Annotated in this window: 23 protein-coding genes; 19 read left to right on the forward strand and 4 right to left on the reverse strand. The window is 66.7% G+C overall.

Annotation, left to right across the window (positions count from 1 at the left end; genetic code table 11):
- Positions 1 to 58 precede the first annotated feature (58 nt).
- Positions 59 to 1126, forward strand: coding sequence for an AI-2E family transporter (locus tag GBG68_RS00950; protein ID WP_152144166.1), 1068 nt, complete (start codon positions 59 to 61; stop codon positions 1124 to 1126).
- A 59-nt stretch (positions 1127 to 1185) separates the two neighbouring features.
- On the opposite strand, the gene GBG68_RS00955 is transcribed toward GBG68_RS00950, so the two are convergent.
- Genes GBG68_RS00955 through GBG68_RS00965 form a run of 3 tightly spaced genes read right to left on the reverse strand, consistent with a single transcriptional unit; the run spans position 1186 to position 3538 of the window.
- Positions 1186 to 2511, reverse strand: a complete 1326-nt coding sequence (locus tag GBG68_RS00955) for a PhoH family protein (protein WP_152144168.1) — start codon at positions 2509 to 2511, stop codon at positions 1186 to 1188.
- 15 nt (positions 2512 to 2526) lie between these two features.
- On the reverse strand, positions 2527 to 2994 hold the full coding sequence (locus tag GBG68_RS00960) for a peroxiredoxin (protein ID WP_152144170.1): 468 nt from the start codon (positions 2992 to 2994) through the stop codon (positions 2527 to 2529).
- Positions 2995 to 3007: 13 nt separating this feature from the next.
- Positions 3008 to 3538 carry a glycine cleavage system protein R gene (locus GBG68_RS00965; protein WP_152144172.1) on the reverse strand — a complete coding sequence of 177 codons (531 nt, stop codon included), beginning with the start codon at positions 3536 to 3538 and terminating at the stop codon, positions 3008 to 3010.
- A 188-nt stretch (positions 3539 to 3726) separates the two neighbouring features.
- Between GBG68_RS00965 and dapA the strand changes: the two genes are divergently transcribed.
- The 5 genes from dapA (at position 3727) to GBG68_RS00990 (ending at position 13008) form a co-directional block, all read left to right on the forward strand.
- Positions 3727 to 4602, forward strand: a complete 876-nt coding sequence (dapA, locus tag GBG68_RS00970) for a 4-hydroxy-tetrahydrodipicolinate synthase (protein ID WP_152144174.1) — start codon at positions 3727 to 3729, stop codon at positions 4600 to 4602.
- Positions 4603 to 4617: 15 nt separating this feature from the next.
- Complete coding sequence (gene bamC, locus GBG68_RS00975) at positions 4618 to 5715, forward strand: outer membrane protein assembly factor BamC (protein ID WP_193222165.1); 1098 nt, start codon at positions 4618 to 4620, stop codon at positions 5713 to 5715.
- A gap of 70 nt (positions 5716 to 5785) precedes the next feature.
- Positions 5786 to 9679 carry a phosphoribosylformylglycinamidine synthase gene (purL, locus tag GBG68_RS00980; protein ID WP_152144179.1) on the forward strand — a complete coding sequence of 1298 codons (3894 nt, stop codon included), beginning with the start codon at positions 5786 to 5788 and terminating at the stop codon, positions 9677 to 9679.
- 164 nt (positions 9680 to 9843) lie between these two features.
- Positions 9844 to 11397 (forward strand): acyl-CoA synthetase, encoded by a 1554-nt coding sequence (locus GBG68_RS00985; RefSeq protein ID WP_152144181.1) that lies wholly within the window; start codon positions 9844 to 9846, stop codon positions 11395 to 11397.
- 57 nt (positions 11398 to 11454) lie between these two features.
- Positions 11455 to 13008 (forward strand): acyl-CoA synthetase, encoded by a 1554-nt coding sequence (locus tag GBG68_RS00990; protein WP_152144183.1) that lies wholly within the window; start codon positions 11455 to 11457, stop codon positions 13006 to 13008.
- Between the two features lie 171 nt (positions 13009 to 13179).
- Here the strand turns inward: GBG68_RS00990 and GBG68_RS00995 are convergent, their stop codons facing one another.
- A complete protein-coding gene (locus GBG68_RS00995) occupies positions 13180 to 14052 on the reverse strand; it encodes an ATP-binding protein (RefSeq protein WP_152144185.1) in 873 nt (290 codons plus the stop codon).
- 60 nt (positions 14053 to 14112) lie between these two features.
- On the opposite strand from GBG68_RS00995, the gene GBG68_RS01000 reads away from it, so the two are divergent.
- From GBG68_RS01000 to GBG68_RS01060, 13 genes are all read left to right on the forward strand, one after another.
- The gene (locus GBG68_RS01000; RefSeq protein WP_152144187.1) at positions 14113 to 14415 is read left to right on the forward strand and encodes a putative signal transducing protein; all 303 of its coding nucleotides are present in this window, start codon (positions 14113 to 14115) and stop codon (positions 14413 to 14415) included.
- A gap of 33 nt (positions 14416 to 14448) precedes the next feature.
- Entirely contained in the window at positions 14449 to 16347 is a 1899-nt protein-coding gene (locus tag GBG68_RS01005; protein WP_152144189.1) for an ATP-binding cassette domain-containing protein, read from the forward strand.
- Positions 16347 to 17531, forward strand: coding sequence for an NAD(P)/FAD-dependent oxidoreductase (locus tag GBG68_RS01010; protein WP_152144191.1), 1185 nt, complete (start codon positions 16347 to 16349; stop codon positions 17529 to 17531). The genes GBG68_RS01005 and GBG68_RS01010 overlap by 1 nt, the downstream gene beginning before the upstream one ends.
- A complete protein-coding gene (locus GBG68_RS01015; protein WP_152144193.1) occupies positions 17524 to 18234 on the forward strand; it encodes a pseudouridine synthase in 711 nt (236 codons plus the stop codon). Before GBG68_RS01010 ends, GBG68_RS01015 begins: the two co-directional genes overlap by 8 nt.
- A gap of 100 nt (positions 18235 to 18334) precedes the next feature.
- On the forward strand, positions 18335 to 18916 hold the full coding sequence (locus GBG68_RS01020) for a hypothetical protein (protein ID WP_152144195.1): 582 nt from the start codon (positions 18335 to 18337) through the stop codon (positions 18914 to 18916).
- On the forward strand, positions 18916 to 19368 hold the full coding sequence (locus tag GBG68_RS01025) for a phage holin family protein (protein WP_152144197.1): 453 nt from the start codon (positions 18916 to 18918) through the stop codon (positions 19366 to 19368). Before GBG68_RS01020 ends, GBG68_RS01025 begins: the two co-directional genes overlap by 1 nt.
- Entirely contained in the window at positions 19365 to 20111 is a 747-nt protein-coding gene (locus GBG68_RS01030; RefSeq protein WP_152144199.1) for a DUF3618 domain-containing protein, read from the forward strand. Before GBG68_RS01025 ends, GBG68_RS01030 begins: the two co-directional genes overlap by 4 nt.
- 48 nt (positions 20112 to 20159) lie before the next feature.
- Positions 20160 to 21020 (forward strand): YihY/virulence factor BrkB family protein, encoded by an 861-nt coding sequence (locus GBG68_RS01035; protein ID WP_152144202.1) that lies wholly within the window; start codon positions 20160 to 20162, stop codon positions 21018 to 21020.
- Between the two features lie 78 nt (positions 21021 to 21098).
- Entirely contained in the window at positions 21099 to 21734 is a 636-nt protein-coding gene (can, locus tag GBG68_RS01040; protein ID WP_152144204.1) for a carbonate dehydratase, read from the forward strand.
- A 34-nt stretch (positions 21735 to 21768) separates the two neighbouring features.
- On the forward strand, positions 21769 to 22317 hold the full coding sequence (locus GBG68_RS01045) for a Slp family lipoprotein (protein ID WP_152144206.1): 549 nt from the start codon (positions 21769 to 21771) through the stop codon (positions 22315 to 22317).
- Positions 22317 to 22802, forward strand: coding sequence for a Slp family lipoprotein (locus GBG68_RS01050; protein WP_152144208.1), 486 nt, complete (start codon positions 22317 to 22319; stop codon positions 22800 to 22802). Before GBG68_RS01045 ends, GBG68_RS01050 begins: the two co-directional genes overlap by 1 nt.
- Before the next feature lie 45 nt (positions 22803 to 22847).
- A complete protein-coding gene (locus GBG68_RS01055) occupies positions 22848 to 23108 on the forward strand; it encodes a DUF3565 domain-containing protein (protein WP_264297971.1) in 261 nt (86 codons plus the stop codon).
- Between the two features lie 113 nt (positions 23109 to 23221).
- On the forward strand, positions 23222 to 23647 hold the full coding sequence (locus GBG68_RS01060; protein ID WP_152144211.1) for a CBS domain-containing protein: 426 nt from the start codon (positions 23222 to 23224) through the stop codon (positions 23645 to 23647).
- Positions 23648 to 23717 lie beyond the last annotated feature (70 nt).

Raw genomic sequence — 23717 nt, forward strand, 5'->3', positions numbered from 1 at the left:
CGCGCGACGGCGCAAGGGAGACAGTCCGTGTCTCGCGAGGGTATTGACAGGGATTCGCATGCAACTGATTCGGGACTGGTTCAGCCGGCATTTGAATGACCCGCAGGTGGTGGGCCTGGGCGCGCTGCTGCTGGTGGGTTTCGGGGTGATCGTGCTGTTTGGCAATATGCTCGCGCCGGTGCTGGCGAGCATCGTGCTGGCCTATCTGCTGGAGGGCCTGGTGCGGCGGCTGCAGCGTTTGGGCGCGCCGCGGTGGGTGGCGGTGCTGCTGGTGTTCGCGCTGTTCATTTGCGGAATGCTGCTGGTGGTGTTCTCCCTGATCCCCATGCTTACCGCGCAGTTGGCGCAACTGGTGGAGGGGCTGCCGCGAATCATTGCCCAGGGGCAGGAGGCGCTGCGGGGGCTGGCGCGCAACTACCCGGCGATGCTCTCCGAGCAGGAGGTTCAGAGCCTGCTGGCGGTGGTGCGCGAGGAGCTGGCGCTGCTGGGGCAGCAGTTGCTCAGCCTGTTCAGTTTTCGCTCTCTGGTGGCCTTGCTCACGCTGGTGGTGTACCTGGTGCTGATGCCGCTGCTGGTGTTTTTCTTTCTCAAGGACAAGGACCGTATCCTGCAGTGGTTCGCCGGCTTCCTCCCCCGGGACAGGGCGTTGGCGGCCCGTGTCTGGCGGGAAGTGAACGTGCAGATGGGCAATTACGTGCGGGGCAAGTTCCTGGAGATTCTCATCGTCTGGCTGGTGACGCTGCTGACCTTCACCTGGTTGGAGCTGCAGTTCGCCATGTTGCTGGCCGTGGTGGTGGGCCTGTCAGTCATCATCCCCTATATCGGCGCCACGGTGGTGACGCTGCCGGTGGCGGCGGTGGCCTATGCCCAGTTCGGGGCCAGCCCCGAGTTTCTCTGGGTGCTGGCGGCCTACGGCATCATCCAGGCGCTGGACGGCAATGTGCTGGTGCCGCTGCTGTTCTCCGGTGTGGTGAACCTGCACCCGGTGGCCATCATCGTGGCCATTCTCGTGTTCGGCGGAATCTGGGGCTTCTGGGGGATCTTCTTCGCCATTCCCCTGGCCACCCTGATCCAGGCGGTGATCGAGGCTTGGCCGCGGGAGCCGGTGCGTGAGGAAGCAACGTAGGCGCGGCCCATGGCCGCGAGCTCTGCGTCTCTGCGGTGAACGATCCCGCCGTTTGAGTGCTACAGCGTTTCGCTGGCGAAATCCGCCAGCCGCGAGCGCTCGCCGCGGCGCAGGGTGATGTGGCCGCCGTGGGCCCAGCCCTGGAAACGGTCCACCACGTAGGTCAGCCCCGAGCTGCTGCCGGTGAGGTAGGGGGTGTCGATCTGGGCGATGTTGCCCAGGCACACCAGCTTGCTGCCAGGTCCGGCGCGGGTGATCAGCGCCTTCATCTGCTTGGCGGTGAGGTTCTGGGCCTCGTCCAAAATGATGAACTTGTTGAGGAAAGTGCGCCCGCGCATGAAGTTCAGCGAGCGGATCTTGATACGCTGATTGAGCAGGTCCTGGGTGGCCGCGCGGGCCCAGCTGCCGCCCTGATCCGGTTGGGTGAGCACTTCCAGATTGTCCATCAGCGCGCCCATCCAGGGGGTCATCTTTTCTTCCTCACTGCCGGGCAGAAAGCCGATGTCCTCGCCCAGGGCGATGGTGGCTCGGGTCATGATGATTTCCCCGTAGCGCTGGCTCTCCAGCACCTGGGCCAGGGCCGCGGCCAGGGTGAGCAGGGTCTTGCCGGTGCCGGCCGCGCCCAGCAGGGTGACGAAGTCCAGTTCCGGGTCCAGCAGCAGGTTCAGCGCGAAATTCTGCTCCGGGTTGCGCGCGTGGATGCCCCACACCGCCTCGCCCTGCTCGGTGTAGTCGTCCAGGGCGGCGACAAGGGCCGCATCGCCCGCGCGCTCGCGCACGATGCCCTGCAGGGCGTGGTCGGGGCTGTGCACGTATTCGTTGAGCTGCAGGTCCGCGCCCTGGTCCAGCCACCAGCCTTCGCCTTCTCCCCGCCATTGCTCGGCGGGCACTTCGCGGGCGCCGCTGTAGAGCAGGTCCAGGTCGTCCAGTACCCGGTCGCTGGCATAGTCTTCGGCCTGGATGCCCCGCACCGTGGCGCGTATGCGCAGGTTGATGTCCTTGCTGACCAGCACCACGGGCCGGTCCGGCTGGCTGTGCTGCAATTCCAGGGCGGTGGCGAGGATTGCCTCGTCGCCCTGGCCGGCGGTCTCGTGCAGATCGAAGTACAGCCGCCCCTGGGCCTGGGAGTCGCGCGCGTCGAGCGGCACGCCCCGGCGCAGGCTGTCCAGACCCACGCGGCTGAGCAGTTCGTCCAGGAAGCGACTGACTTGGCGGACGTTGCGAGCCTCCTCGGACACGCCCTTCTTGGCGCGGTCCAGCTCCTCCAGCACCGCCATGGGCAGGTGCACATCGTGTTCCTCGAAGCGGAACAGAGCGGTGGGGTCATGCATCAACACCGAGGTGTCGAGCACGAACAGCCGGTTGTGGCGGGCGGGGGAGGGCATGATCCGGCGCCGCGCTCAGCCGGCCTGTACCCGTTCGAGCACCGCCTGGGCGTGGCCTTTGACCTTCACCTTGCGCCAGGCCTCCAGCAGGCGGCCCTCTTCGTCGATGAGGAAGGTGCTGCGCTCTATGCCCATGACCTTGCGCCCGTACATGTTCTTCTCGCGGATCACGTCGAACAGCCCGCAGACGGTCTCTGCCTTGTCGCTGAGCAGCGGGTAGGGAAAGTCCTGCTTCGCCTTGAAGTTCTCCTGGGCCTTCACGCCGTCGCGGGAGATGCCGAGGATCTCGGTGTTGGCGGCCTGGAACTGTGGGTACAGATCGCGGAAATCCTGGCCTTCCTGGGTGCAGCCCGGAGTGCTGGCCTTGGGGTAGAAGAACAGTACCACCTTGCGCCCGCGCAGCTCCGACAGGCGGATGCTCTGCTCGCCGGTGGCCGGGACTTCGAAATCGGGGACCGGCTGGCCGGTTTCCAGTTCGCTCATGGCATCGGGCTCCTTATCCCTTGATGGGTTCGATGATCGCATCCAGGTTCAGCTGGTCGCAGAAATCCATGAATTCCTCCCGCAGTGCGGCGATGTGCATGCCGGCGGGCACGTCCACGCTCATCTGCACCGAAAACATGGCCGTGCCCGTGTGGGCGGCGGCGTAGCTTGCGGTGCTCATGTCGCGGATGTTGATCTTGCGCTGGGAGAAGAAGTTCGCCAGCTGCTGGACGATGCCCGGGTGGTCTACGGCCACCACCTCCACCGCGTAGGGCAGCAAATCACCCTGGCGGCGCGGGCATTCGGTACGCTTGCTGCTCACCATCAGGCCCAGCTTGCGCCCCAGGCCGGGAAGATTGGTCTCCAGCTTGGCCAGCTCGTTCCACTTGCCCTTGACCAGCAGGATCACGGCGAACTCGCCGCCCAGCACCGTCATGCGGCTGTCTTCGATATTGCAGCCTGCCTCCGAGACGACCCTGGCGAGCTCGTTGACGATGCCCGGGCGGTCTTCGCCCAGGGCGGTGATTACCAGCAGCTTTTGCATTATTCGGTGGCTTCCCTTGGTTCCCTGCGTCCTTGTCCGGCCGGTATCACTGCCCGGGGTTTTAGGGCCGCGTCCCGCGGCTGGCAAAGTGTAGCATGAGCGCCCGCTCATTCCGGCCCGGTTTGCTTGTCAGGCCAGGGGTGCACAAGTAGTATGCAGCTTTCATTTTTCCCGGGGAGAGGTGTGCGATGTTTCGCGGCAGCATGGTCGCTCTGGTCACGCCCATGCACGAGGATGGCAGCCTCGATGAGGCGGCGCTGGAGCGCCTGGTAGAGTTTCATATCGACAGCGGCACCGACGGCATCGTCGCCGTGGGCACCACGGGCGAGTCGGCGACCCTGGATTACGAAGAGCATTGTTATGTGATGCGCCGGGTGGTGGAGATGTCCCGTGGGCGCATCCCGGTGATCGGCGGTACCGGCGCCAACAGCACCTGGGAGGCGATCAAGCTCACCCGCTGTGCGATGGAAGGCGGCTGCGACGCGGCCCTGCTGGTAACCCCCTATTACAACAAACCGACCCAGGAAGGCCTGTACCAGCACTACAAGGCTATCGCCGAGGCCGTGCCCCTGCCGCAGATCCTCTACAACGTGCCCGGGCGCACCGCCTGTGACATGTTGCCGGAAACGGTGGAGCGGTTGGCCGACGTGCCCAACATCGTCGGCATCAAGGAAGCCCAGGGCACCGTGCAGCGGGCCGAGGAAATCATGGAACGCTGCGGCGAGCGCCTGGACGTGTACACCGGCGAAGACGCCAACGCCCGCGAGATGATGCTCGCCGGCGGCAAGGGCGTGATCTCGGTCACCGCCAATGTGGCGCCCCGGCTGATGCACTTGATGGCCGAGGCCGCCCTGCGCGGCGATGCCGAGGAGGCCGGTCGGCTGGATGCGCAGCTATCGGCCTTGCACAAGGTGCTGTTCATCGAAACCAATCCGATTCCGGTGAAGTGGGCGCTGCAGGAAATGGGCCTGATCGGTGGCGGCATTCGCCTGCCCATGACGCCCCTGTCGGAACAACATCATGAAACCCTGCGCCAGGCGCTGAAGCTCGCCGAGGCGCTGTAGGAGGATATGCGGGTCGTGGCTAAATGGAGCGCCTTGGGTGGAGTACTGGTGATGGCCGTGGCCCTGAGTGGTTGCGGGACCGTCCGGGATCTGGGGCGCTCCGTGGGCATAGGCTCGAAGGATCCGCAGGCGGAGCGTGTGGAGCGGCTCAAGCTGCCGCCGGACCTGTCTTCGGAGCGGGTGCGTGACGCCCTGCCGGTGGAGCAGTCCGAGCCCGCCTCCTACGCCGAATACGCCCAGGGCCTGCGCCGGGACGTGCTGCCGGAGCCGGGCGGGCAGATCCGCGTGCGCAAGGCCGGCGGCCTGCGGTGGCTGGAAGTGGATGCGCCGGTGGGGCGGGTTTGGGGCTGGGTGGAGAACTACCTGGAGGCCCAGGGGGTGGATGTCGCCCGTCGCGATCCGCAGCTTGGTGTCCTGCAAACCGACTGGCTGCTTTCCGGGAGCCCCCTGCCGCGGGGCGTGTTCGGCCCCCGGGTGGCCGATGAAGTTGACGCCCGTATCGCCGATGCCTATCAGTTCCGTCTCGAGCGGGGCGTGGATGCCGACAGCACGGAGGTTTACGTGGCTCATCGCCGGGTGGCTCGGGACGAGGACGCCGGCGACGACGAGGGCAACTGGCGACTGCGTCAGTCCGATGCGTACCTGGAGGCGGAGATGCTCCGCGGCTTGATGCTGCATCTGGGCTATGAGCAACTGGCCAGCGTACAGGCCGTGGCTCGTGCCAGCGGTGAGTCCGAGCGCCTGGCGAGCCTGGAGCAGACCGCCCAGGGGCGGCCGCAGTTGGTGCTCCCCGAGCCGTTTTTCCGCGGCTGGCGCCGGGTCGGTCTGGCGCTGGACCGGCTGGGCTTCAACCTGGTGGATCGCGACCGAGCCGAGGGCCGTTATTACGTGCGCTACGATCTGCGCGCCGAGCAGGGACAGCCCGAGAAGGGCTTGTTCGACAGCTTGGCCTTCTGGCGCGACGAGGCCCCGGACAGCTTGCAGACCTACGTGATTCACGTGGCCGACGCCGGACGGCGCAGTCTGGTCAGCGTGGAAACGGAAGACGGCCAGCCCGTGCCCGCCGAGCCAGCGGCCCGCGTGCTGGGTCTGCTGGAAGAGCAGCTGCGCTGATTTGGCGGCTCCCCGCGGTGTGCGCTGCGGGGAGCGATTGATCCCATCATTTCTCCAATCGGTATCCGATATGCTCCGACTGCGTGGTAAACCCGCCCTCTCGCCCTTCCGCCTCGACAAACTGCTGGATCAACTGCGGGCCCGGGTGCCGCGCATCGAGGCGCTGGGCAGCGCCTGGTGGCACTTCGCGCAACTGCACGCCGCGCTGGAGCCCGGTGAGCAGGCGGTGCTGGAGAGCCTGCTGGAATACGGCCCGGACTGGCCCGAGCAGAACGACGAGGGCAGCCTGCTGCTGGTGGTGCCGCGCCCCGGAACCATCTCGCCCTGGTCGAGCAAGGCCACCGATATCCTGCACAACTGTGGCCTGAACAGCGTGCGCCGGGTAGAGCGGGGGTTGGCCTATCGGTTGCGCGCCGAGCCACCACTGGATGACACGGAGCTCGCGGCGGTGCGGGCGCTGCTGCATGACCGCATGACCGAAGCGGTGCTGGATGCGTTCGAAGAGGCCGAGGGCCTGTTCCGTGACGGCGAGCCGGCGCCGCTGGCAAGTGTCGACATCCTGGGGGGCGGGCGCGCGGCGTTGGAGGCGGCCGATCGGGATCTGGGGCTCGCGCTTGCCGCCGATGAGATCGATTATCTGCTGGAGAACTACCAGGCCCTGGGCCGCAACCCCACCGATGTGGAGTTGATGATGTTCGCCCAGGCCAACTCCGAGCATTGCCGCCACAAGATCTTCAACGCCGACTGGATCATAGACGGCGAGACCCAGGAACATTCCCTGTTCCAGATGATCCGCAACACCTATCGGCGCCGCCCCGAGGGGGTGCTTTCCGCCTACAGCGACAATGCCGCCGTGGCCGAAGGCTGGCCGGCGCAGCGCTTCTTCCCGGAGGCCGGCAGCGGGCGCTACCAGACCCACCACGAGAGCTCGCACCTGGTGATAAAGGTGGAAACCCATAACCACCCCACCGCCATTTCCCCCTGGTCCGGCGCGGCCACCGGCGCCGGTGGCGAGATCCGCGACGAGGGCGCCACTGGCCGGGGCGCCAAGCCCAAGGCGGGCTTGTGCGGTTACTCGGTGTCCGATCTGCGTATTCCCGGCGCCGAGCAGCCCTGGGAGTCGAGTTACGGTCGCCCCGGGCGCATCGCCTCGGCACTGGACATCATGCTGGACGGCCCCATCGGTGCGGCCTCCTACAACAATGAGTTCGGCCGACCCAACCTGGCCGGTTATTTCCGCAGCTTCGAGATGCCTGCCGCCGGCCCCCGGGGCGAGGAAATGCGCGGCTACCACAAGCCCATCATGATCGCCGGAGGCCTGGGCGCCATCCGGGACCAACACGTGGCCAAGGGCGATGTGCCCGCCGGCGCGCAGGTGGTGGTGCTGGGTGGCCCGGCCATGCTGATCGGCCTGGGCGGGGGCGCTGCCTCCAGCATGACCAGTGGCGAGAGCCAGGAGCAGCTGGATTACGCCTCGGTACAACGCAGCAACCCGGAAATGGAGCGCCGCTGCCAGGAAGTCATCGACCGCTGCTGGGCGCTGGGTGAGCGCAACCCCATCATCTCCATCCACGACGTGGGGGCGGGCGGCCTGTCCAACGCCGTGCCCGAGATTCTCGACGACTCCGGTCGGGGCGGCGCCCTGGAGTTGCGCGCCGTGCCCAATGACGAGCCGAGCATGTCGCCCATGCAGATCTGGAGCAACGAATCCCAGGAGCGCTACGTGCTGGCCATCGCCCCCGAGCGCATGGACGAGTTCTCCGCCCTGTGTGAACGCGAGCGCTGCCCCTTCGCCGTGATCGGCGAGGCCACCGAGGAGCGCCGGCTGCTGCTGGGCGATGGGCACTTCGGCAACACCCCGGTGGACCTGCCCATGGAAGTGCTGCTGGGCAAGACGCCGAAGATGCTGCGCGATGTGCATCGCGCCCCCTTCCACAAGCCGGAGCTGGAGCTCGGCGGCGTGGAAGCGCGCGAGGCGGTCTACCGGGTGCTGCGCCTGCCCACCGTGGCGGCCAAGCATTTCCTGATCAATATTGGCGATCGCACCATCACCGGCCTGGTGGCCCGGGACCAGATGGTGGGCCCGTGGCAGGTGCCGGTGGCCGATGTGGCGGTGACGCTCTCCGACTACAGCGGCTACACCGGCGAAGCCATGGCCATGGGTGAGCGCGCCCCGGTGGCGTTATTGCACGCCGCGGCCTCCGGGCGCATGGCGGTGGGCGAGGCGGTGACCAATATCGCCGCGGCGCTGATCGGCGATCTGCGCAAGATCAACCTGTCCGCCAACTGGATGGCGCCGGCGGGCCACCCGGGCGAGGACGCGAATCTTTATGACGCCGTGAAGGCCGTGGGCATGGAACTGTGCCCCGAGCTCGGCCTGACCATCCCCGTGGGCAAGGATTCCCTGTCCATGAAGACCGTCTGGGAGGAGGACGGCGAGCAGAAGAGCGTCACCGCGCCTCTCTCGCTCATCGTCTCGGCGTTTGCCGCCTGCGAGGACGCCCGCAAGACCCTCACACCACAGCTGCGCACCGACCAGGGCGATACCGACCTGTTGCTCATCGATCTGGGCAAGGGCGCGAACCGCCTGGGCGCCTCAGCGCTGGCTCAGGTCTACGGCCAGCTGGGCCATCACCCGGCGGATCTGGACGACCCGCTGGCGCTGCGTCATTTCTTCGATGCCATCCAGTCCCTGAACCGGGACGGCCTGCTGCTGGCCTACCATGATCGCTCCGACGGTGGCCTGCTGGCGACGCTGGCCGAGATGGCCTTCGCCGGCCATGTGGGCATCGATGTGTTGCTGGACGACCTGGGTGAGGACGCGCTGGCGGCCCTGTTCAACGAAGAGCTGGGTGCGGTGGTGCAGGTTCGCGCCGGCGAGCGCGAACAGGTGCTGGCACGCCTGCACCAAGCGGGGCTTGGCCACTACAGCCATGTGATCGGCTGCCTGCGCGACGATGACCGTCTCGTGCTCCGCCATGGCGGCACCGCGCTGTTGGACGAGGCCCGCGTGGACCTTCAGCGGGCCTGGCAGGAAACCAGCTACCGGATGCAGGCCCTGCGCGATAACCCCGAGTGTGCCCAGGAGGAATACGATGTCCTGCTGGATGACGCCGACCCCGGCCTGCAGGCGTCTCTCAGCTTCGACCCGTCCCGAGACGTGGCCGCGCCCTTCATCAACAGCGGCGCCCGCCCGCGAGTGGCGGTCCTGCGTGAGCAGGGCGTGAACGGCCAGACCGAAATGGCCGCCGCCTTCCACGCCGCCGGCTTCGAGGCGGTGGACGTGCACATGACCGATCTGCTCAGTGAGCAGCACCGGCTGGGTGATTTCGTGGGGCTCGCCGCTTGTGGCGGCTTCTCCTACGGCGATGTGCTGGGCGCCGGCGGCGGCTGGGCCAAGACCGTGCTCCACAACCAGCGGTTGCGCGGCGAATTCGAAGCCTTCTTCAACCGCGGTGACACCTTCGGTCTGGGGGTGTGCAACGGTTGCCAGATGCTGAGCACCCTGCGTGATCTGATCCCCGGCGCGGAACTGTGGCCGCGCTTCGTGCGCAACCGCTCCGAGCAGTTCGAGGCGCGGCTAAGCATGGTGGAAGTGCAGCCCTCGCGCTCCATCCTGTTCGAGGGCATGACCGGCTCGCGCATGCCCATCGCGGTGGCCCATGGCGAGGGGCGCGCCCAGTTCGACGCCGAGCACGGTCCGCGCAAGGCGCTGAGTGCCGGTGTGGTCGCACTGCGCTATGTGGACAGCCGCGGCCGTCCGGCCGAGACCTACCCGGCGAACCCGGGCGGCACGCCGGAGGCCATCACCGGGCTGACCAACGTGGATGGCCGTTTTACCATCATGATGCCGCACCCCGAACGGGTGTTTCGCGCGGTGCAGCACTCCTGGCACCCGGACGAGTGGGGCGAGGAAGGGCCTTGGCTGCGGTTGTTCCGAAATGCCCGTGTCTGGGTGGGCTGAGGAGAGCGCTCACCGGTCCGGCCCTGGCCCGCGGCCTACAGACGCAGGCGGGATTCGCCCGGGTCTGGCCAATGGTCCAGATAGGGCGGCTGTGCTACGATGCCCGCCTCGAAAGAGGGCGGGGCAGCCGCCCGCAAATAACGATCAATAACGGATAATCGCTTATGAGCATCGCCGTCGACTGGCTGGCGAAAAGGGCTGCGCTGTCGCCGAACAAGCTCGCCCTGATCGACACCATCCGGGAACGCCGGATTACCTACCGGGAGTGGAACGAGCAAGCCAATCGCACCGCGCGGATGCTGGTCGACGAACTTGGTATCCAGCCCGGTGAGCGGGTTGCGGTGTTGGCCACCAACTCGGTGGAATACCTGGACCTGCTGTTCGCCTGCAACAAGACCGGCGCGGTCCTGCAGAACCTGAACTGGCGTCTGGCCGCCCCCGAACTCGAACTGCTGCTCGAGCACGCCCAGCCCCGGGCACTGTTCTATTCCACCGACCTGAGCGAGAAGGTCCGCCAGCTGAAGCTGCGCGGTGACCTGGACGCCATGAACGCCTGCGTGGCCCTGGACGGTGGGGAGCGCGCCGCGCCCCGCGACCGGACTATCAGCGAGCGGGAAACCCTCAGCGCCGCGCCCCTGCCCGAGGCGGAGTTGCAGCTCAGCGACCCGTGGGTCATCTGCTACACCGGTGGCAGCACCGGCCTGCCCAAGGGCGTGGTGCTCAGCTACGGCAATGTGGAATGGAACGCCATCAACACGGTCATGACCTGGGGGCTGTGCGACACCGACACCGCGGTGCTGGACGCCTCACTGTTCCACATCGGCGGCCTCAATGTACTGACCACGCCGCTGATCCAGGCGGGCGGCACCAATATTGTCTGCAAGAGCTTCGACACTGATCAGGCCTTCGATTTGCTCGATGGCGGCCAGGCCACGGTGTACTTCAACGTGCCCACTGCCTTCATCCGCATGCAGCAGCATCCGCGCTGGAAAGAGGCGAACTTTCGCAGCCTGCGCTTCGTCATCTCCGGCGGGGCGCCCTGCCCGGCACCGGTGTTCGAGCGATTCTGGGAAAAATCGGTGGATTTCCGCACCGGTTACGGCCTCACCGAGGCCGGCCCCAACACCTTCTGGCTGCCCAGCAAGCAGATCCGCCAGAAGCCCGGCGCCGTGGGGTATCCGCTTTTCCACATCGAGGTCAAGCTGCTCAATGTCACCGGCGGTGAAGTAACCCAGCCCGATCAGCCCGGCGAGCTGCTGATCCGCGGCCCGCACCGCACCACCGGCTACTGGAACAATCCCATGGCCACGGCGCAGTTCATCGACGACGAAGGCTGGCTCCACACCGGGGACCTGGCGCACTTCGATGAGGATGGTGCCTTCACCATCATCGGTCGGGCCAAGGACATGTACATCTCTGGTGGCGAGAACGTCTATCCGGCCGTGGTGGAGAGCGTGCTCTACGGCCACCCGGACGTGGTGGAAGCCTCGGTTATAGGGGTGCCCGACGCTCATTGGGGGGAAGTCGGCAGCGCGGTGCTGGTATTGCGCCCCGGCTCGAAAACCGCGGAAGCGGAGCTGGAGGCCTACCTGCGCGAGCGCATTGCCGGCTACAAGGTGCCCAAGAATTATGTGTTCATCGACGAGCTGCCCAAGACCGGCGCGGGCAAGATCGATCGTCGCGCCCTGCGTGAGCGTTACGGCGAACTCCAGGGCTAAGCCCCGGACCGCAAGCCGCAGAGTGTCGACCAAAAAAGCAAGACGAAGGAAAGCATTATGACCATCGCAGTGGACTGGCTGGACAAGCGCGCGAAGCTCTCCCCGGACAAGGTGGCGCTGATCGATACCATCGGCGATCGCAAGCTCACCTACAAGGAATGGGACGAGAACGTCAACCGCACCGCGCACTTCATGCGCGAGCAGCTGGGCATTCAGAAGGGCGACCGGGTCGCCGTGCTGGCCACCAACTGCGTGGAGTACCTGGATGTCTTGTTCGCCTGCAACAAGCTCGGCTCTATTCTGCAGAACCTGAACTGGCGCCTGGCAGTGCCGGAGCTCGAGCAGTTGATCCGCGATGCCAAGCCCAAGACGCTGATCTACAGCGCCGAGTTCCTCGACCAGGTGAACAAGCTCAAGGTGCGCGAGGATATTCCCTGCGTGCGCAACTTCGTGGCGCTGGAAGAGAAGGCCGGCCCCATCGACATCAGCTTCTTCATCCGCGACCGCTTCCCCGCGCACAAACCGGACACCCCGTCGGTGAGCCTGGATCACCCTTGGGTGATCTGCTACACCGGTGGCACCACCGGCCTGCCCAAGGGCGCGATCCAGACCCACGGCAATATCACCTGGAACGCCATCAACACGGTGATGAGCTGGGGCGTGGGCGCGGAAGACACCGCTATCCTCAACGCGCCGCTGTTCCACACCGGGGGGCTGAATGTGTTCACCGCGCCGCTGGTGCAGGCCGGCGGCACCAGCATCGTCTGCAAGACCTTCGACGTGGATCAGGTCTTCGATCTGGTGGAAACCGGGGATGTGAGCGTGTTCTTCGGTGTGCCCACCATGTTCACGATGATGCAGAACCATGAGCGCTGGGAGACGGCGGATTTCTCCAAGCTCAAGGTGGTCATTTCCGGGGGCGCGCCCTGCCCGATGCCGGTGTTCGAGCGCTTCTGGGCCAAGGGCGTGGACTTCAAGACCGGTTATGGGCTCACCGAAGCCGGCCCCAATACCTTCTGGTTGCCGCCGGAGCAGGTGCGGGAAAAGCCCGGCTTCGTCGGCTACCCCTTGTTCCACGTCGCCTGCAAGCTGGTGGATGAGCAGGGCGTGCGGATCACCACGCCGGATGTGGCCGGCGAGCTGTGCATCCGCGGCCCCCACCGCACGCCCGGCTACTGGAACAACCCCGAGGCCACCGCCGAGGCCATCGACGAGGACGGCTGGTTGCACACCGGCGATCTGGCCATCGCCGACGCCGACGGCGCCTACAAGATCGTCGGTCGGGCCAAGGACATGTACATCTCCGGTGGCGAGAATGTCTATCCGGCGGAAGTGGAGAGCATCATGCACTCCCATCCCGCCGTGTCCGAGGCGGCGCTGTTCGGTATCCCCGATGACAAGTGGGGCGAGGTCGGCTGCGCGGTGATCGCGCTGAAGCGTGACCAGAACCTGGATGAGGCGACCATGATCCAGTTCCTCAAGGATCGGGTAGCCCACTACAAGGTGCCGCGCCATGTGCGCTTCGTGGAAGAGCTGCCCAAGACCGGCGCGGGCAAGATCAGCAAGAAGGTGCTCAAGGAGCGCTACGGCAAGATCGACGAAGCTTCCTGAACCCGGGGGAGGGGCCGCAGAGACGCAGAGGGCGCGGAGAAAGACCCATGATCGGGTAGCCGGGAGCGCGTCGCCACCGGCGCCGCCGGCCGGTTCCCGCCGTACCGGTGTCGATCTGTCACTCAGCGTAACTCTGCGCCCTCAGCGACTCTGCGGTAAATGAACCGCCAATCAACGCTCGGCGCGCGCCAGCCCCTGTCGCCCCGCCCAGTCGCGGGCGAACTGCCAGGCCACCCGACCGCTGCGAGAGCCCCGCTCCAGTGCGTAGCGCAGCGCGTCGGCGCGCAGCCGCTCCGCATCCGTCACCGTAACGCCCAGTTCCTCCAGCCAGCCGTGCACGATCGCCAGGTAGGCATCCTGGTTGAACGGGTGGAAGCTCACCCACAGCCCGAAGCGCTCCGACAGGGAAATCTTCTCTTCCACCGCCTCGCCGTGGTGCAGCTCCGTGTCCACCAGCCGTGAATGCGCATTGTCCTCTAGGTACTCCGGCAGCAGATGGCGGCGGTTGGAGCTGGCGTAGATCAGCACGTTCTCCGGCGGCGCGGCCAGCGAGCCGTCCAGGGCGGCCTTGAGTGCCTTGTAGGCGGCGTCGTCGGCTTCGAAGCTCAGGTCGTCGCAGAAGATGATGAAACGCTCCGGGCGATCACGCAGCTCGGCGCTAATCAGGGGCAGGTCCACCAGCTCCTGCGGCTCCACCTCCACCAGCCGCAGCCCCTGCTCGCCGAACTCATCCAGCATGGCCTTGATCAACGAGGACTTGCCCGTGCCCCGGGAGCCCCAGAGCAGCGCATTGTTGGCCGGCAGCCCTTGAACGAACTGGCGGGTGTTGCGAGCCACCAGCTGTACTTGCCGCTCGATGTTGCGCAGGCTGGCGAGCTCCACCCGCTGAGGGTGCGCAATCGCCTCCAGGCGGCCGCGACGCCAGCGCAGCGCTCGAGCCCGTTCCCAGTCCAGCGGCGCGCGGGCGGGGGGGAGCATGCTCTCCAGCCTGGCCATCAAGGCCTCCGCCCGCTCCAGAAACGCTCCCCAGTCTTGCTCCGCCATAGTGCTCCTACCCGAATTGTCCTACGGTTACATGTCGACACGACCGGCAAGGACCATACCATGCGCTGTGTGCACACCGGAGCCGACCCCCTGCTGGCCGGCCATTTGCACGAATTGCTGAGCCAGGCCGGGTTGAGCCCGCAACTCAGGAACGCCGGCTTGCTGGGGGGCGCCGGCGAGTTGCCGCCCACGGAGCTCTGGCCTGAGATCTGGGTGCCAGCGGAGGAGGCAGAGCGCGCCGCCGCATTGCTGCAGGAGCAGCTCGGGCGGGCGGACGAGCCCGCCTGGCAATGTGCCGCTTGCGGTGAGCGGCTTGAAGGCCAGTTCCGGCAATGCTGGCGCTGCGGGCACTGGCGCACGTGACCTGCCGCGGGCGGCGCAGTAGACTCCCCGCCCATGATCAGCCTGCGAAACTTGAGCCTCTATCGGGGCTCCCTGTGCCTGCTCGAGCAGGCCGAGCTCACCGTGCACGCGGGGCAGAAGCTTGGCCTGACCGGCGCCAACGGCACCGGCAAATCATCTCTGTTCGCCCTGCTGCGCGGCCAGCTCATCGCCGATGCGGGGGATGTGCGAATGCCCGGCGGTTGGCGCATCGCCCATGTGGCCCAGGAGACGCCGGCGCTCTCGCGCCCTGCGCTGGACTATGTGCTGGACGGTGACGAGGAGCTGCGCGAGGTGGAAGCGGAGCTCGCCCATGCCCAGCAGGCGGATGCCGGCGAAGCCATTGCCCGCGCCCATGGCCGGCTGGAGGCGATCGGCGGTTACAGCGCCCGGGCACGAGCGGCGGAAATGCTCCACGGTCTGGGCTTCGGGACGGCGGATCTGGAGCGCCCGGTGAGCCGCTTCTCCGGAGGCTGGCGCATGCGCTTGAACCTGGCTCAGGCTCTGATGTGCCGCTCGGACCTGCTGCTGCTGGACGAGCCCACCAACCATCTGGATCTGGAAGCCGTGTTGTGGTTGGAGCAGTGGCTGGCCGCCTACCCAGGCACCCTGTTGCTGATCTCCCACGACCGGGACTTCCTGGACGCGGTGGTGGATGGCATCGTGCATCTGGAGCATCGTCGGCTGAATGTCTACAAGGGTGGCTACAGCGAGTTCGAGCGCCAGCGCGCGGAACGGCTGGCGCAGCAGCAGGCCCTGCACGAACGCCAACAACGGGAGGTCGCGCACCTGCAGCGCTTCATCGACCGTTTCCGGGCCAAGGCCACCAAGGCCAAGGCCGCCCAGAGCCGCATCAAGGCCCTGGAGCGCATGGAACGCATCGCCCCGGCCCATGTGGATTCCCCCTTCCATTTTCGTTTCCGCCCCGCGCCCCGGGCCGGCAACCCGTTGCTGCAACTGGAAGAGGCCGCGCTGGGTTATGGCGAGAGTCCGTTATTGACGGGGATACGCCTGAGCCTGGCGCCGGGCGAACGGGTGGGGCTGCTGGGGCCGAACGGCGCGGGCAAGTCCACCCTGATCAAGTGCCTGGCCGGCGAGCTCGAACCCCTGGCCGGCAGCCGCTCCTCGGCCCAGGGGCTGCGGGTGGGCTACTTTGCCCAGCACCAACTGGAGCAGCTCGACAGCGACGCCAGCCCTCTGCGGCATCTGCAACGCCTGGACGAGCGGGCGCAGGAGCAGTCCCTGCGCGATTACCTGGGCGGTTTCGGCTTTCACGGCGAACAGGCCGACAGCCCCGTCGCCCCCTTCTCGGGCGGCGAGAAGGCCCGCCTGGTGCTGGCGTTGCTGGTCTACCAGAAACCCAATCTGCTGCTGCTCGATGAGCCCACCAACCACCTGGACCTGGACATGCGCCAGGCTTTGGCGTCGGCACTGGCCGGGTTCGAGGGGGCGCTGGTGGTGGTTTCTCATGACCGCTATCTGCTCACCACCACCTGTGAGGAATACCTGTTGGTCGAGGGTGGCCGGGTGCGGGCGTTCGACGGCGATCTGGACGATTATCGGGATTGGCTGCGCCAGCAGCGCCGGGAGCAGCGGCAGGCCGAGCAGCCCCGCGAGAAGCAGGAGCATTCCGCCGACGCCCGCAAGCTCCAGCGCCGGCTGGAGGCGCAGCGCCGCCAGGCCGCGGCGCCGCTGAAAAAGCGGGTCGAGGCCCTGGACCGCGAGCTGGAGCGCAGCGGCGCGCAGTTGCAGGCCCTGGAAGAGGCGCTGGCGGACCCCACGCTCTACGAGGCCGAGGGCAAGGTGCGGCTGACCGAACTGCTCAAGGAACAAGGGGAGCTGCGTCAGAACCAGGCGGAGCTCGAAGAGCAGTGGTTGGAGGCCCAGGATGCCCTGGAGCAGGCACTGAGCTGATGGGCGCGAACCAGGATGTGATCGTCATCGGCGCCGGGGCCGCGGGCCTGATGTGCGCCATCGCCGCGGGTCGGCGGGGCCGCCGGGTGCGGGTGCTGGACCATGCCAACAAGGTGGGCAAGAAGATCCTGCTGTCCGGTGGCGGGCGCTGCAACTTCACCAATTATTTCGCCGAACCGGGAAACTACCTCTCCGCCAACCCGCATTTCTGCAAATCCGCCCTGAGCCGTTACACCCAGTGGGATTTCATCGCTCTGATGGAGCGCCACGGCATCGCCTACCACGAAAAGACCCTGGGGCAGCTGTTCTGCGACAATTCCGCCCGGGACATTCTCGATATGCTGCTCGCCGAATGTGCCGCCGCCGGCGTGGAGATCCACAGCCGCTGCGAGGTCACCGATTTGCGGGCCCTGGAGCGGGGCTACGAGCTCGATTGCAGCCTGGGCACGCTGCGCTGCGAGAGCCTGGTGATCGCCACCGGCGGCCTGTCCTTTCCCAAGATGGGTGCCAGCGGCTTCGGCTACCGGGTGGCGCGGCAGTTCGGCCTGAGAGTCACCGAAACCCGCGCCGCCCTGGTGCCCTTCACCCTCACCGGCGGCGACAGCGAGGCCTGGAAACGCCTGGCGGGGGTGTCCCTGCCGGTGGAGGCAAGCTGCGCGGGGATGAGTTTTCGCGAGAGCCTGCTCTTTACCCACCGCGGGTTGAGCGGGCCGGCCATGCTGCAGATCTCTTCCTACTGGCGGGATGGAGACCCGCTGGAACTGAACCTCTTGCCCGATGCGGATGCCGCCGGGGAGCTGCTGCGGGCCAAGGCCGACCGTCCACGGACCGCCTTGAAGACGGTGCTCGGCCAGTGGCTGCCGGCGCGACTGGTGGACCTGCTCGCCGAACAGGGCTGGTTTCGGAGCAAACCGTTGCAGCAATGTGCCGAAGCGGAGCTGCGCGCGCTGGCCGAGCGCTTGCAGGGCTGGTCCCTGCGCCCGGCGGGCACCGAAGGGTATCGCACGGCCGAGGTGACGCTGGGTGGGGTGGATACCGATGAACTGTCGTCGCGCAGCCTGGAGGCGCGACGACAGCCGGGACTGTATTTCATCGGCGAGGTGGTGGACGTGACCGGGCAGCTGGGCGGCTTCAATTTCCAGTGGGCCTGGGCCAGCGGCCATTGCGCCGGGCAGTATGTCTGAATCCCCCCTTACGGTGTTGTACCGCGATGAGCACCTCATCGCGGTGGACAAGCCGCCGGGCCTGCTGGTGCATCGCACTCGCCTCGATCAGGAGCGCGAAGCGGTGGCCGTGCAACGGCTGCGTGATCAGATCGGCCAACGGGTCTGGCCGGTTCACCGCCTGGACAAGCCCACCTCCGGGGTGCTGCTCTTCGCACTGAGTGCCGAGGCCGCCAGCCGGATGCAACCCCTGTTTGCGGCAGACGGCGTGGATAAGCGCTATCTGGCCGTGGTGCGGGGCTGGGCGGCGGAGGCGGGACGGGTCGAACGCCCGGTGAAAATGCGTGATGGCGGCCCCCGGCGCCTGGGCGTGACCGACTACCGCCGCCTGGCGACGGTGGAGCTGCCCATACCCGTGGGCCCCTATCCGGCCGCTCGTTACTCCCTGCTGGAGCTGTGTCCGCGTACCGGGCGGCGTCACCAGCTACGCTACCATTGCGAACATCTGGGCCACCCCATTATCGGTGATACCAGCTACGGTCGGGGCGAGCACAACCGCCTGTTCCGGGAACATCTGGATTGTCACCGCCTGCTGCTCATGGCCGTGGAGCTGCGCTTCATCCATCCCTGCAGCGGCCAGCCCCTGTGCATCCAGGCGAAGCCCGAGCAGGAACTCGCCCGCCTGTTCCAGCGTTTCGGCTGGGGTGCACACTGGCCCGCCTGATCGTCTCCAGCCCCCGCAACCCCTTGTTTCCATCGGTATCGCCCCCGATGTTCGAAACGTACGGCAGGTCCTGGGTCATTGGCAGGGATGGAGGTGGTATATGCCCACTGAGCATGAGCAGCACCGGGATACACCAAGACAGCCGGGAGGCGCGCCGGCAGGGGCGCACTCGGGGGGCGACGGCCCAAGCGACGAGGATCCGCGCGCCGAACAACTGCGAGCCCAGGCGGAGAACCTGGGCCACAAGGCCAGGGAACACGGTCTCGGCATGGTCGATGAACAGAAGGCGGTGGCCGCCGACCAGCTGAACAACCTTTCCCGAGCACTGCGCGACACCGCCGAGAGGCTGCAGGGCGAGCAGGGCGGCACCGCCCGTTATTTGCGACAGGCCGCGGAGGGCCTGGGACGCCTGGGGGATGGCTTGCGCGAACGCGATGCCCGTCAGCTCTATGACCAGGCGGCCGGCTTCGTGCGGCGGCAGCCCGCCGTGGTCTTTGCCGGCGCCCTCGCTGCGGGCTTTCTGATTACCCGCTTCCTCAAGGCGGAGCCCGAGGATTATCCGCCCACCGGTACCACGGCCGATGCAGCCGGGCACAGTGACTACGGCGGGGCGCCGTCCTCCGCCTCCGCCGTCAGGGAAGTTTCCATGCCCGGCATGCCGCAGCAGGGGAGGGAACACTGATGGCTATCCAGGATTTCAACCCCGAAGAACGGATCCCGGCCGACGCCGCGCCCGGCGCGGGCAGCCGACCGGAGAGCGAGCGCTCGGTTACGGCTTTGTTCCGAGAACTGGCCAACGAAGTCACCACCCTGGTGCGCAAGGAGGTGGAGCTGGCCCGGGTGGAAACCGGTGAAAAGGTGTCCCAGGCCAGTCAGGGCGTCGGAGCGCTGGCCGCGGGGGCACTCATTGCCTTTGCCGGGGTGTTGGTGTTGCTGGATGCGGCGGTGTACGCGCTCTCCCAGGTCTGGCAGCCCTGGCTGTCCGCGTTGGTGGTGGGCGCCGTGGTGGCCGTGATCGGTCTGATCCTGCTCTCCCGGGGGCGCTCGCGGCTGAAGGCACGCAACCTCATGCCCGAGCGCACCACCGAGTCTCTGAAACACGATAAGGAGTTTGTCCAAAGGAGGATGCCATGAGCACGGACAAGCGGAGTTCCAGAGAGATCGAGGAAGAGATCCGCCATACCCGGGGGGAAATGGACCGCACCCTGGACCAGCTGCAGGGGCGTTTCACCACCGGGAACCTGGTCGATCAGGCCCTGCATTACTTGCGCGATGGTACGGGCGGGGAGTTCACCCGGAACCTCAATGAGTCGGTGCGCCGCAACCCGGTGCCGGTGGTGCTCATGGGGCTCAGCATGGCCTGGCTGATGGCCTCCGGGCGAGAGGGGCGGTTTTCCCCCCATCAGTCCCGTCCCTCGCGCCTGGGTGAGCGTATGCGGAGCATGCGCGATACCGCCGGTGCCGGCCTGCACGCCGCGCGGGAGCGTCTGGGTCGGGGTGCGGGCTCCAGCAGTCGGCGCGTAAAACGCTCCTTGAGCGGCGCGCGGGAAGAGGCGAGTCGGGTCGGGCAGCAGGTGGGTCAGCGCGGGCGGCAATTGCGTCACTCGGGGCAGCAGGTCTGGAGTGACGCCACGCGCGTGGCCCAGGAACAGCCTCTGCTGACGGGCGCCATGGGCTTGATGGTGGGTGTGGCGCTGGCCGGCATGTTGCCTCGGAGTCGGCGTGAGAACGAATGGTTGGGCGAGCACCGGGAACATCTGCTCGACGAAGCCGCGCGTCAAGGCGGCGAGCAGCTGCGCAAGGCCGAGCAGGCGCTGGAGTCGGCCCCGCCCGGTAAATCGTCTCCCGGTGAATCGGACAGGCCGTCGGGGCTTTGAACCGGCGGCGTGGCGCCAAGGGTCAGGCGCCTGCGCAGAGGTGTAAATATGGCGACCGTGCCTAAGGACCGTCTCACCCATTGGCGTTTCGAAGACTGGAAGCGCGTTGTGCTGCGGACCCGCGAAGACGTCAATCGGCATTTTCTCGGGTTGGCGGCGGCGGGTGTAGCCTTCTACAGCCTGCTCGGGCTTTTCCCCGCCTTGGCCGCCGCCGTAGCCATCTTCGGGCTGCTGCTGGATCCGGCGACGGTGCAATCCCAGTTGGCAGGCCTGATGGACGTGATGCCGGAGCAGGCCGCGGGCCTGCTTCAGGGGCGTCTTGAAGCCCTGGCCGCAGAGTCTTCCACCAGCCTGGGGCTGGGGGCGGTGCTGGGTTTGCTGGTGGCCTTGTGGAGCGCTACCAAGGGCGTGAAGGCGCTGTTCAAGTCGCTGAACATGGCCTACGAGGAGCCGGAAACCCGGGGGTGGTTCAAGCTCAACGGGCTGGCGTTGCTCTTCACCCTGGGCGGCATCGTGTTCCTGTTGCTCGCGGTGGGCTTGATTGCCGTGTTGCCCGCGCTCATGGGCTTGCTGGGAATGGAAGGGCTGGGCCGGCTGCTTGCCCAGTGGCTGCGCTGGCCCTTGCTGCTGGCGCTGATGGTGCTCGCACTGGGAGTGGTTTATCGCTGGGGGCCGTCGCGCCCCAGCCCGAGCTGGCGCTGGCTGAGCCCTGGCGCGCTGCTTGCCACCGGCCTGTGGTTGCTGGCTTCGATATTGTTCTCCGTCTACGTGGGAAGCTTCTCCAACTACGATCAGACCTACGGTTCCCTGGGGGCGGTGGTGATCCTGATGATGTGGCTGTTTCTCTCGGCCTTTGCCGTATTGATTGGCGCCGAGTTCAACTCCGAGCTGGAGCGCCAGGGCAGCTGAACAGCGCTTCCCGGGAAGCGGGCGCGTGTCCGAACGTGCGATACTGGAGAGATTGGTTAGCCATGACGATGGATAGCAATGAAACTTCTAAAAGAATTGTTCGACAACAACCGCCGCTGGTCCGAGCAGATCACGGAACAGGATCCGGAGTTCTTCAGTACGCTGTCCGGTCAACAGGAGCCGGAGTATCTGTGGATCGGATGCTCCGACAGTCGTGTGCCGGCCAACGATATCGTGGGCTTGATGCCCGGCGAGCTTTTCGTGCACCGGAACGTGGCCAATGTGGTGGTGCACAGCGACATGAACTGTATGTCCGTGCTGCAGTTCGCGGTGGAAGTGTTGAAGGTCAAGCATGTAATGGTCACCGGGCATTACGGCTGTGGCGGGGTGCGCGCCGCGCTGCGCCAGACCGACTTCGGGCTCATCGACCACTGGCTTCGTCACATTAAGGACGTGGCCTGCGAGCATCATCATGAACTGGATGCCATTGAGGAAGAAAGTGACCGCGTGGACCGGCTGTGCGAACTGAACGTGATTGCCCAGGTTCGCAATGTCTGTCACACCACCATCGTGCAGAAGGCCTGGGCCCGTGGCCAATCGCTTGCCGTGCACGGTTGGGTCTACGGGCTCAACAACGGTCATTTGAATGACTTGGGTGTTACCGTGAGTGGGGCGGAAGAGAGGGACAAGCTCTATCACATGCTCTCCGCCTGAGAGCCGGCGGGCGGCGGAGAGCCGGGAGGTCACCATGTATCGAGGCCTGACGCCTTTGCTGTTGCTCCTGCTGCTGACGGGCTGCGCCAGCCGGTTGCCGTCGGGTATTGCGGAGGCGCCGGTAGAGAACCCTGCCCCGTCGGAGGTGGCGGCGAACCCCAACGCTCATGCGCAGCGCACCGTGCGCTGGGGTGGCACCATCGCCGAGGTGGAGAACCGGGCGGAATACACCTGGTTGGTGGTGGTCGGCAGACCGCTGGCCGGCAACGGCCGGCCGGATGAAGGTGATCGGAGTATCGGGCGTTTCCTGGCCCGGGTGCCGGGCTTCCTGGACCCGGCCATATACGAGGCTGGGCGGCAGGTGACGGTTTCCGGGCCGGTGATAGGTCTGGTCAAGCGGCCGGTGGGCGGCTACGAATATACGTACCCCGAGATGCTGGCCGAAAGTCGGCACTTGTGGGAGCCGCTGCCGGAGCGCATTCCGGCGATGGAGGGTCCGTACTGGTATTCGCCGTACTGGTATGATCCCTGGTACCACCCCTACAGGCGGTCGCATCCCTGGCCGCGATCTCGGGCCCGTTGATGCGTCTCGGCATACTGTTGGGTTTGGGGCTGTTGCTGGCCGGTTGCGCCGGCCGGGCGCCGCTGCCCACTGAGGGAGTGGTGTCGGCGCTGACGCCCGCGGCGGCCGTGGCGGAGCCCGTACGCTGGCAGGGCCGTCGCCTCCTTTGGGGCGGGCGCATCGTCAGGGCGGAGAACCTGGCCCAGTACACCGAACTGGAATTGCTGGCTTATCCCCTGGGCGATAATCAACGGCCCCAACTGGACCGCGCTTCTCAGGGGCGCGTGCTGCTCCGTTGGCCGGGTTACCTGGAAACAGCGGACTATCCGCAAGGGCACCTTTTGACCGTGCTGGGGGAGCTGGACGGCGTGATGGCGGGGCGTATCGGGCAGCGGGAATACCGCTTCCCGGTGGTGCGGGCGGAGCGACTGCATCGCTGGCCGCCGGGGGCCGCTGCCGCTCCGCCGCGGGTGACTTTTGGCATAGGCATTATGCTGGGGCGTTGAGCCGGCCCCTTATCCACGTACGCAGGCAAGGAATGCAAAGGACCTATGATGAAGCGCAAGATACTCGGGTTTCACAAGGATGATGAGGGGCACTGGGTCGCGGACCTGGAGTGTGGGCATCAGCAGCACGTGCGTCATCGGCCACCCTGGATCAACCGCCCCTGGGTGGTGTCCGAAGCCGGCCGCCAGCGTCAGATCGGCAAGACCCTCAACTGCAAGCTGTGCTCCGACGAGATGCCCGCCGGGCGTTCGGGGGGGCGGGCCGAACCCGGCGTGGGCCGACATCCGGGGCGTGGCGGCCCCTGAGCGTTCCGGGCGGTCGTGCAGCGCGGACGCGCACCCTGCCTGTTCGAAGCTGAGGTGAGGCGGCGGCACGCGTTACACTGCGCTATGCTTTGTGAAAACACCAACAAGCCGGCATGAGTCAGACCGTGGCCGACGTGATGACGCGCAAGCTGGTCTTCGTGCAGATGGATGACCCGGTGCGGCTTGCTCGTGCCCTGTTCGAAGAGCATGGCTTCCATCACCTGCTGGTTCTGGAACGGGAAGGCCTCGCGGGCGTGTTGTCGGACCGGGATTTGCTGCGCACCGTGAGTCCCTACGTGGGTACCGTGGCCGAGCGGGAGCGGGATCTGCGCACCCTGGAGCGCCCCGTGCACCAGATCATGAGTCGGCGCCCGCTGGTGATCCATGAGCACATACCGGTGGCGCGAGCGGCGGCGCTCATGGTGGAGGCGGATGTCTCCTGCCTGCCGGTGGTGTCCGAGCAGGGCGCGGTGCGTGGCATCCTGACCCGCAAGGACGTGCTGCGTTGGTGTGCGGAGCATCTGGATAGCAAGGCGTAAGTGACGGAAAGATAATCAAGCGGGCCAGGGAGTGGCGCGTGTCGGTTCATGAGGCGAGCGGGTGCGGGAG

Source organism: Alkalilimnicola sp. S0819 (assembly GCF_009295635.1).
In the GTDB taxonomy this organism is placed as follows: Bacteria; Pseudomonadota; Gammaproteobacteria; order Nitrococcales; family WHIW01; genus S0819.